Here is a 531-nt window from a genome sequence, read left to right as displayed (position 1 = left end):
AGAGCATTGAAATTGCTCCAGCGCCGCTCGGACAGAACAATACGGTCAAAAGCCAAAAGCAATTCCGATCTGCGTTTCAAACGCCCGGGACGGGTAACTTTTTCGATGTGTCCTTCAATGACAGCGCCGGCTATTTCAACCGGTGAAACCACCCTTGCGGTGAATTTATCACCTTCGCGGTTTCGTTCTGTGTCCAAAGCCTCGTCCAACTCGATAATTATTTCAGTATCCCGCGGAACAATAATAATAGGATCGTCTGATGAAACGTAAGCAACCTTTTGAATGGTAGAAACACGCGGTGATTCTGTTGTATTCGTTGTGGCAACAGACTCCGGGGAAGAAACTGTTGTTTCGGAGGTTAGTGAGATGTTCACTTCATCAGCCGAAGTCTGACCCGACCTGGTTGTCGCAGTTGCCGCCGGAATATCCATTGCTCCGCGTTTGGCTAAATTCCCCGGAATCGTGGCGTCAAAGGCTTTCTTTTCGTAGCCCGCGGAATATCCTGCCTCAAACCCCTGGCGATATCCATCA

1 protein-coding gene is annotated in these 531 nt (G+C 49.3%); it reads right to left on the bottom strand.

What is annotated here, in order from left to right; all coding sequences use genetic code 11:
• On the bottom strand, positions 1–531 hold a 531-nt coding region (locus R7P74_RS28980), incomplete at both ends, for a hypothetical protein (RefSeq protein WP_318124156.1).

The organism is Vibrio sp. 2033, from assembly GCF_033339735.1.
The sequence above is the reverse complement of the archived record's forward strand: the minus strand, read 5'-3'. Positions and strand labels throughout refer to the sequence as shown.